The following is an 8,538-nucleotide window of genomic DNA, read 5'->3' on the forward strand; positions in this document are numbered from 1 at the left end:
ACACCCTCGTGACTGACATCGTGTACGACGCCGACGCCGACCTGACGCTCATCCAGGGCAAGAAGGTCGCCGTAATCGGCTACGGCTCGCAGGGCCACGCCCACGCCCTCAACCTCCGTGACTCGGGTGTCGAGGTGAAGATCGGCCTGCAGGAGGGCTCGAAGAGCCGGCAGAAGGCCGAAGAGGCGGGCTTCGAGGTCCACACCCCGGGCGACGCCACCGCCTGGGCCGACGTCGTCGTCATCCTCGCGCCGGACCAGGTCCAGCGCATCGTCTACGCCGAGGACATCCGCCCGAACCTCAAGCCGGGCGCGACGCTCGTCTTCGGCCACGGCTTCAACATCCGCTTCGGCTACATCGAGGCGCCCGAGGGCGTCGACGTGTCGCTCGTCGCGCCGAAGGGCCCGGGCCACACCGTCCGTCGCGAGTACGAAGCCGGCCGTGGCGTCCCCGTGATCGTCGCCGTCGAGGTCGACGCGTCCGGTTCCGCCTGGGACCTCGCGTGGTCGTACTCCAAGGCGATCGGTGGCCTCCGCTCCGGCGGCATCAAGACGACCTTCACCGAGGAGACCGAGACCGACCTGTTCGGCGAGCAGGCCGTCCTCTGCGGTGGCACCTCGCAGCTCATCCAGTACGGCTTCGAGACCCTGGTCGAGGCGGGCTACCAGCCGCAGATCGCCTACTTCGAGGTCCTGCACGAGCTCAAGCTCATCGTCGACCTCATCTGGGAGGGCGGCCTCACCAAGCAGCGCTGGTCGATCTCCGACACCGCTGAGTTCGGTGACTACGTCTCCGGCCCGCGCGTGATCTCGCCGGACGTCAAGGAGAACATGAAGGCGGTGCTCGCGGACATCCAGAACGGTGCCTTCGCGAAGCGCTTCATCGAGGACCAGGACGCCGGCGCACCGGAGTTCAAGGCGCTCCGTGCCAAGGGCGAGGGCCACCCGATCGAGGCCACCGGCCGTGAGCTCCGCGCGCTCTTCGCGTGGAAGCAGAACGACGGCGACTACGTGGACGGCTCGGCCGCGCGGTAGTCTTCCGAGAACCACTCGACGTCGAGGCGGCGGTGCACCTGCACCGCCGCCTCGCGATGTGACCCGAACGTTATGCAGCAGCTCTTCTCCAGCCCCGACGCCGCGGACCGGCGTCCCTCCGCCGTGCGCGCGGTCGATTCCCGACACCCGTCGGCCGTGCTGCGCACCCGCGGTCAGGACCGCCCCGACCAGCATGGGATGATCGTTCGATGGCGGTGACGAAGCGAGCGGTCCACATCGGCGCCGGCAAGATCGGGCGCGGGTTCGTGGGCCAGTTCCTCGTGGCGAGCGGCTACGAGCTCACCTTCGTCGACGTCGACGAACGCGTGGTCTCGGCCCTGAACGAAGCCGGCCGGTTCGTGGTGCACGAGGTCGGCGAGATGCCGGTCGAGCACCTCGTCTACGGGTTCCGTGCGCTCAGCAGCAAGACCGACCGCGAGCGTGTGGTGCAGGCCATCGCCGAGGCCGACGTCGTGACCACCGCCGTGGGCGCACGCACGCTCCCGCTCGTCGCGCCGCTCATCGCCGAGGGCCTCGCGGCACGCCCGCTCGAGCGCGGCGACGTCACGATCGTGGCCTGCGAGAACGCGTTCAACGCGACCGACTCGCTGCACGCCAGCATCCGCCGTGCCCCGATCCTCGAAGACCGCGACATCGCCGCCGTCTTCGCGAACTGCGCGATCGACCGCATCGTCCCGGACCAGTCCGGGGTGCTCGGTCAGTCCGGCGGCCTCGACGTCGTGCTCGAACCGTTCTACGAGTGGGTCATCGAGCGCACCCCGTTCCTGGGCTCCGACGCCGAACCGCCGACGATCGAGGGCGTCACCTGGGTCGACGACCTGCAGCCGTTCGTCGAGCGCAAGCTCTACACGGTCAACACGGCGCACGCCACCGCCGCCTACCACGGCTACGTGCGGGGCATCCGGCTCATCCGCGAAGCACTCGAGGACGACGCCGTCCGCGCCGAGGTCGACGGGGTGCTCGCCGAGACCACCGCGCTGCTGATCGCGAAGCACGGCTTCGACCCCGAGGACCACGCGCGCTACGTCGCCGCGAACCTCTCCCGCATCGCGAACCCGCACCTGCCGGACTCCACCGCGCGCGTCGGCCGCAACCCGCTCCGCAAGCTCGGCCGTCGTGAACGCTTCGTCGGCCCGGCGTCGCAGCTCGCCGAGCGCGGCCTGCCCGTGGAGCACCTGCTCGGTGCCGTCCGCGTGGCGCTCGCGTTCGACGACGAGAACGACCCGGAGTCGATCGAGCTGCACGCACTCCTGCGTTCCGGGGCGACCGCGCACGCGCTGACCGAGATCCTCACGGGCCTCATGGAGAGCCACCCGCTCTTCCCGGCCGTCCGCGACGTCGTCGCCGAGGTCCTCGCGACGCAGCCGGCCGACGTCTGACCTCGGCCTCCCGGCCGTCGCTGGTCCTCCCGGTGTCGTGTCCCTCGTAGAATCGGGGCATGACCACGGCAGCATCCCCACCAGACGGGTCGATCGACCCGGACGTGCCGAACGCCGTCGACACCGACGACGCCGCCCTCAGCTGGGGTGACGCCGACGACGCCACCCACGTCGACGCGGCGCACAACCCGGTGGCGGTGCGCGAGCGCGGCGAGCGGGACCCCGAGGCGCCCGAGACCTCCGGCGCGCTCGTCGGGTTCGGTGTCTTCGGAGGCCTCTACCTCCTCTACACGGTGGCCTGGCTCCTCACCGCGTCGACCGCGTACGTCTCCGGCGTCGACACGGTCCTCACGCTCTTCGTCGAGGTGCTCCGCTTCCTCGCGATCCTCGCGCCGGCACTCTGGTTCACGGTGGTGCTCTGGGCAGCGCGCAGCAGCCGCACCCGGACCCGCCTGCTCTGGATGCTCCTCGGCGCCGTCGTGCTCTTCCCCTGGCCGTTCCTCCTGACGCGGAGCTTCGGGTGACCGGGGCAGTGCCGGCGACGACCCGCCGGAACAGTGCCCCCGTGGTCGCGAAGATCGTGGTCTGGGTCGTGTTCGCGGCGCTGTTCGCGTACATGACGGTGCAGGCCGTCGGCAACCTGACGCAGATCAACCAGCGGGTGGATGCCTTCAACGCGTTCCTCCAGACGACCTCGGGCGGCGACTCGCTGCAGACCAGCACCCCGTGGCTGTGGCTCGTGCTCGACATCCTCATCGCGCCGGTCGCGTTCGTCGCGGCGATCGTCATCACCCGGCGTTCGAGCCTGCCCGTCACGATCGCGGTGTTCGTGGTCGCCTTCGCGGGCGCCGGCGCCCTCTGGCTCGACCTCCAGCTGTTCGTCCCGACGCTGCTGGACTTCTGACGCGACCCGCCGACGGCCAGGAGGCGCGGTGCGGCCCCGCCCCGCCCCTCCTGCCGTCGTGTGGTTCTCCACAGGACCGCTCCCGCGGTCGTAACCACCGGCCCGCGTCGATAGCATGGTGGGATACCAACCGTCTCGAGTGAGGAAACAGCTGCTGTGTCGAAGCCGGTCGTCCTGATCGCCGAAGAACTCTCGCCCGCAACGGTCGACGCCCTCGGGCCCGACTTCGAGATCCGGAACGTGGACGGCACCGACCGTCCGGCGCTCCTGGCGGCGCTGTCCGACGCGCACGCCGTCCTCGTGCGGTCCGCCACCAAGATCGACGCCGAGGCGATCGCCGCGGCACCGGTCCTCAAGGTCGTCGCCCGTGCCGGCGTCGGCCTCGACAACGTCGACATCAAGGCCGCGACGACCGCCGGCGTGATGGTGGTGAACGCCCCGACCTCGAACATCATCTCGGCGGCGGAGCTCACGGTCGGGCACATCCTGTCGCTCGCACGGCACATCCCGGCCGCCCACGCCTCGCTGGCCGCCGGTGCGTGGAAGCGCTCGTCGTACACCGGTGTCGAGCTCTACGAGAAGACCGTCGGCATCATCGGCCTCGGCCGCATCGGCGCGCTCATCACCCAGCGGCTGCAGGCCTTCGGCGTGACGGTCATCGCGTACGACCCGTACGTCACCACCGCACGTGCGCAGCAGCTCGGGGTCGAGCTCGTCTCCCTCGAGGACCTGCTGCGTCGGGCGGACTTCACCACGATCCACATGCCGAGGACGCCGGAGACCCTCGGCATGATCTCGGACGCCCAGTTCGCCCTGATGAAGCCGACCGCGTTCGTCGTGAACGTGGCCCGCGGAGGCCTGATCGACGAGGACGCCCTGCACCGGGCCCTCACGTCGAACACCATCGCCGGCGCCGGCCTCGACGTCTTCGTCGCCGAGCCCCCGAAGGACTCGCCGCTCCTGGCACTCCCGAACGTCGTCGTGACGCCGCACCTCGGCGCCTCCACCGACGAAGCGCAGGAGAAAGCGGGCGTCTCGGTCGCCAAGTCGGTCCGTCTCGCCCTCGGCGGCGAGCTCGTGCCCGACGCGGTCAACGTCGCGGGCGGTGTCATCGACCCGTACGTGCGCCCCGGCATCCCGCTCGTCGAGAAGCTCGGCCAGGTCTTCACCGCCCTCGCGACCTCGCCGGTCACGAGCATCGACGTCGAGGTGCACGGCGAGCTCGCCGAGTACGACGTCAGCGTGCTGAAGCTCGCGGCGCTCAAGGGCGTCTTCACCGACGTCGTCAGCGACCAGGTCTCCTACGTCAACGCCCCGCTCATCGCCGAGCAGCGCGGGGTCACCGTCCGCCTCATCACCGAGACCGACAGCCCCGAGTACCGCAACGTGCTGACGATCCGCGGTGCCCAGTCCGATGGCCCGGCGATCAGCGTCTCCGGCACGCTCACCGGCCCGAAGCAGGTCGAGAAGCTCGTCGAGATCAACGGGCACGACGTCGAGGTGCCGCTCGACCGGCACCACGTCGTCATGGAGTACACCGACCGTCCGGGCATCGTCGCGGTCTACGGCAAGGAGTTCGGCCAGGCCGGCATCAACATCGCCGCGATGCAGATCTCGCGCGAGGCCGCCGGTGGCCAGGCACTGAGCGTCCTGACGGTCGACTCGCCCGTGCCGGCCGAGATCCTCGAGCACGTCCGCTCGGCGATCGACGCGTCCTCGCTCCGCGAGATCGACATCACGCTCTAGGGGAGTGGCGGACATGAGCAGCGCGCAGACGATCCGACTCGCGGTCATCCGTGGTGACGGCATCGGCCCCGAGGTCGTCGACGAGGCCCTGAAGGTCCTGCACGCGGTCCTGCCGGACGACCTCGTGGTGCAGGAGACCCCGTTCTCCCTCGGCGCCGCACGGTACCTGGAGACCGGCGACATCCTGACCGACGACGACATGGCAGCGATCGCGCAGCACGACGCGATCCTGCTCGGAGCGGTCGGCGGTGACCCGCGTGACCCGCGGCTCGCCGGCGGCATCATCGAGCGCGGGCTGCTCCTCAAGCTCCGCTTCGCGTTCGACCACTACGTGAACCTCCGGCCGACGACGGTGCACCCGGCCGTCCCGACGCCGCTCGCCGACCCCGGCGAGGTCGACTTCGTGGTCGTCCGCGAAGGCACCGAGGGGCCCTACGTCGGCAACGGCGGCGCCATCCGGACCGGTACCCCGCACGAGATCGCGACCGAGGTCTCGTTGAACACCGCCTTCGGTGTCGAACGGGTCGTGCGGTACGCCTTCGCGCTGGCCGACCGACGCCCGCGTCGCCACCTGACCCTCGTGCACAAGAGCAACGTCCTGGTGCACGCCGGAGCCCTCTGGCAGCGCACCGTCGCGGCCGTCGGCGCCGAGTACCCGGACGTCACGGTCGACTACCAGCATGTGGACGCGGTCACCATCCACATGGTCCGCGACCCCGCACGGTTCGACGTCATCGTCACCGACAACCTGTTCGGCGACATCATCACCGACCTGGCCGGCGCGATCAGCGGCGGCATCGGTCTGGCGGCCTCGGGCAACATCAACCCGGACGGCACCTTCCCCAGCATGTTCGAGCCGGTCCACGGTTCCGCGCCGGACATCGCAGGTCAGCAGCTGGCCGACCCCACCGCCGCGATCCGTTCCGTCGCCCTGCTGCTCGACCACCTCGGTCGCGGTGACCTGGCGGCCGCGGTGACGGCTGCGGTGGAGTCCGACCTCGCCGACCGGGGCACCACGCCGCGTCGCACGGCCGAGATCGGCGACGCGATCGCCGCCGCGGCCACGGCACGCACCACCACCGCCTGAGAAGGAGTCCTCCCCATGAGCACCGACACCGCCTTCGGACTCGAGTTCGCCAGCACCCCGTCCGCCGACCGCCGCGCGGCTGCCGAGCGTGAGCAGATCCTCGCCGACCCGGGCTTCGGCAAGCACTTCACCGACCACATGGCGACGGTCGAGTGGACGCTCGACGACGGCTGGCACAGTGCGTCGATCCACCCGTACGGGCCGTTGTCCCTCGACCCGAGCGCGAGCGTCCTGCACTACGCCCAGGAGATCTTCGAGGGGCTCAAGGCCTACCGGCACGCGGACGGCTCGGTGTGGTCGTTCCGACCGGACGCCAATGCCCGACGCTTCCAGCGGTCCGCCCGACGCCTGGCGCTCCCGGAGCTCCCGGTCGAGGCGTTCGTCGAGTCGATCCGGCAGCTCGTGCAGACCGACGTCGACTGGGTGCCCTCGGCGCCCGAGACCAGCCTGTACCTGCGGCCGTTCATGATCGCGACGGAGTCGTTCCTCGGGGTCCGCGCGGCACAGGCCGTCGCGTACCACTGCATCGCGAGCCCCGCCGGTGCGTACTTCACCTCGGGCCCGAAGCCGGTGTCGATCTGGCTGTCGACGCAGTACGCGCGCGCTGGCAAGGGCGGGACCGGTGCGGCGAAGACCGGCGGCAACTACGCCTCGTCGCTGCTGCCCCAGCAAGAGGCCTACGAGCACGGCTGCCAGCAGGTGATGTTCCTCGACTCGGTGGAGGGCAAGTACCTCGAAGAGCTCGGCGGGATGAACGTCGTCCTGGTCAAGTCCGACGGCACCCTCGTCACGCCCGACTCCGACTCCATCCTCGAGGGGATCACGCGTGACTCGATCCTGCAGTTGGCCGAGGACCGCGGCCTGACCGTCGAGAAGCGCCGCGTGACCCTCGACGAGTGGCGTGACGGCGTCGCCGACGGCTCGATCACCGAGGCGTTCGCGTGCGGGACCGCCGCCGTCGTGACCCCGATCGCCGAACTCCGGGGTGACGGCTTCACGATCGGTTCGCCGACCGTGGGGGCCGGGGAACTCACGATGTCCCTGCGCGATGAACTCACCGACATCCAGTACGGCCGTCGTCCCGACCCGCACGGGTGGATGACCAAGCTGACCGACGCGTCCTGATCGACCGGCGGGCGTGGGTAGGGTCGAACGGTGAAGATCGCACGGTTCAGCAGCAAGGGTGAAGACCCCCGGTACGGCATCCTCGACGAGCGCGCTCTGGTGGTGCTCGCGGGAGACCCGATGTACCAGGGGTTCGAGACCACGGGGGAGCGCGTGGCACTCGCCGACGCCAAGCTCCTCGCCCCCGTCATCCCGCGGTCGAAGGTCATCGGCGTCGGGCTCAACTACTCGGAGCACGCCTCGGAGATGGACGAGCGTGCCGGCGACGACCCGGTGGTGTTCCTCAAGCCGAACACCTCGGTGATCGGTCCTGACGAGCCCATCCGCCTCCCCGCCGACATCGGACGCGTCGACCACGAGGGCGAACTCGCCATCGTGATCGGCTCGCTCGCGAAGAACGTCCGGCGTGAGGACTTCGCGAGCGTCATCCTCGGTTACACGATCGCCAACGACGTGACCGCCCGCGACCTGCAGGCGCGCGACGGTCAGTGGACCCGGGCGAAGGGCTTCGACACGTTCTGCCCGCTCGGCCCCGTGATCGAGACCGAGATCGACCCGTCGGACATCCGCATCGAGACCCGCGTCGACGGTGACCTCCGGCAGGCGGCCTCGACGAACGAGATGGTGCACGACATCCCGTCGCTCGTCGAGTTCGTGTCCTCCATCTGGACCCTCCTGCCCGGTGACGTCATCCTGACCGGGACTCCGGCCGGTGTCGGGCAGATCCGTGACGGCGAGATCGTCGAGGTCACCATCTCCGGCATCGGTTCGCTCAAGAACCCGGTCATCGCGCGGCACTGACAGCGCTCCGAACGGCCCGTTCCCCCAGGTGGGGAGCGGGCCGTTCGTCGTTGCCGGGGGAGTGCTCAGCATGGGCGCAGAGGGCGACACGCCCGGGATGTGGCCCGGCTTGGCGCTGCCGTTCACCTCTGCGTAAAGTAATCACTCGTTGCCGCTGAGGCGGAGAACGGAACGGCCGAGACGATCACCGGGTTGAACACCTGGAGATGCAGTCCGGACGGGGTCCCGCTCAGGCAACCAACTCCTCGGAAACACGACCTCTGGTTGTGCGCCCAGGATGTTGTACAAGACGAATGCCTCTCTGGCGGAACCTTTCGGGGTCGAGCGGGGAGTGCGTCTGGTCCTTGAGAACTCAACAGCGTGCACATTGTCAATGCCAATTTATTGATTGACCTCGTGCCTGGTCGGCTTGCTGACCGGGTCATGAAGCAATTCCTTTTG

At 69.7% G+C, this 8,538-nt stretch carries 8 protein-coding genes; all 8 read left to right on the plus strand.

Annotation, left to right across the window (positions count from 1 at the left end):
• Nucleotides 1-8: 8 nt before the first annotated feature.
• The 8 genes from ilvC to DEJ09_RS15765 all read left to right on the plus strand — a co-directional run bounded on the left by ilvC (nt 9) and on the right by DEJ09_RS15765 (nt 8,097).
• On the plus strand, nt 9-1,034 hold the full coding sequence (gene ilvC, locus DEJ09_RS15725) for a ketol-acid reductoisomerase (RefSeq protein ID WP_027466530.1): 1,026 nt from the start codon (nt 9-11) through the stop codon (nt 1,032-1,034).
• Nucleotides 1,035-1,243: 209 nt separating this feature from the next.
• On the plus strand, nt 1,244-2,434 hold the full coding sequence (locus DEJ09_RS15735; RefSeq protein WP_071405813.1) for a mannitol-1-phosphate 5-dehydrogenase: 1,191 nt from the start codon (nt 1,244-1,246) through the stop codon (nt 2,432-2,434).
• 59 nt (nt 2,435-2,493) lie between these two features.
• Nucleotides 2,494-2,958, plus strand: a complete 465-nt coding sequence (locus DEJ09_RS15740; RefSeq protein WP_111047588.1) for a hypothetical protein — start codon at nt 2,494-2,496, stop codon at nt 2,956-2,958.
• Between the two features lie 41 nt (nt 2,959-2,999).
• Nucleotides 3,000-3,338: a hypothetical protein gene (locus DEJ09_RS15745; RefSeq protein ID WP_110865396.1), complete on the plus strand. Its 339-nt coding sequence runs from the start codon at nt 3,000-3,002 to the stop codon at nt 3,336-3,338.
• A 156-nt stretch (nt 3,339-3,494) separates the two neighbouring features.
• Nucleotides 3,495-5,084: a phosphoglycerate dehydrogenase gene (gene serA / locus DEJ09_RS15750; RefSeq protein WP_110865397.1), complete on the plus strand. Its 1,590-nt coding sequence runs from the start codon at nt 3,495-3,497 to the stop codon at nt 5,082-5,084.
• Nucleotides 5,085-5,097: 13 nt separating this feature from the next.
• A complete protein-coding gene (locus DEJ09_RS15755; RefSeq protein WP_071405821.1) occupies nt 5,098-6,171 on the plus strand; it encodes a 3-isopropylmalate dehydrogenase in 1,074 nt (357 codons plus the stop codon).
• Between the two features lie 15 nt (nt 6,172-6,186).
• Nucleotides 6,187-7,296 (plus strand): branched-chain amino acid aminotransferase, encoded by a 1,110-nt coding sequence (locus tag DEJ09_RS15760; RefSeq protein ID WP_027466537.1) that lies wholly within the window; start codon nt 6,187-6,189, stop codon nt 7,294-7,296.
• Between the two features lie 30 nt (nt 7,297-7,326).
• Nucleotides 7,327-8,097: a fumarylacetoacetate hydrolase family protein gene (locus DEJ09_RS15765; RefSeq protein ID WP_027466538.1), complete on the plus strand. Its 771-nt coding sequence runs from the start codon at nt 7,327-7,329 to the stop codon at nt 8,095-8,097.
• Nucleotides 8,098-8,538 lie beyond the last annotated feature (441 nt).

Origin of the sequence: Curtobacterium sp. MCLR17_055 (assembly GCF_003234305.1) — a bacterium.
GTDB lineage: Bacteria > Actinomycetota > Actinomycetes > Actinomycetales > Microbacteriaceae > Curtobacterium > Curtobacterium flaccumfaciens.

Excerpts from the sequence above, each read along its gene's own strand:
- DEJ09_RS15740 (WP_111047588.1), top strand. The coding sequence starts at position 2,494 with ATGACCACGGCAGCATCCCCACCAGACGGGTCGATCGACCCGGACGTG.
- DEJ09_RS15755 (WP_071405821.1), top strand. The coding sequence starts at position 5,098 with ATGAGCAGCGCGCAGACGATCCGACTCGCGGTCATCCGTGGTGACGGC.
- DEJ09_RS15735 (WP_071405813.1), top strand. The coding sequence starts at position 1,244 with ATGGCGGTGACGAAGCGAGCGGTCCACATCGGCGCCGGCAAGATCGGG.
- DEJ09_RS15760 (WP_027466537.1), top strand. The coding sequence starts at position 6,187 with ATGAGCACCGACACCGCCTTCGGACTCGAGTTCGCCAGCACCCCGTCC.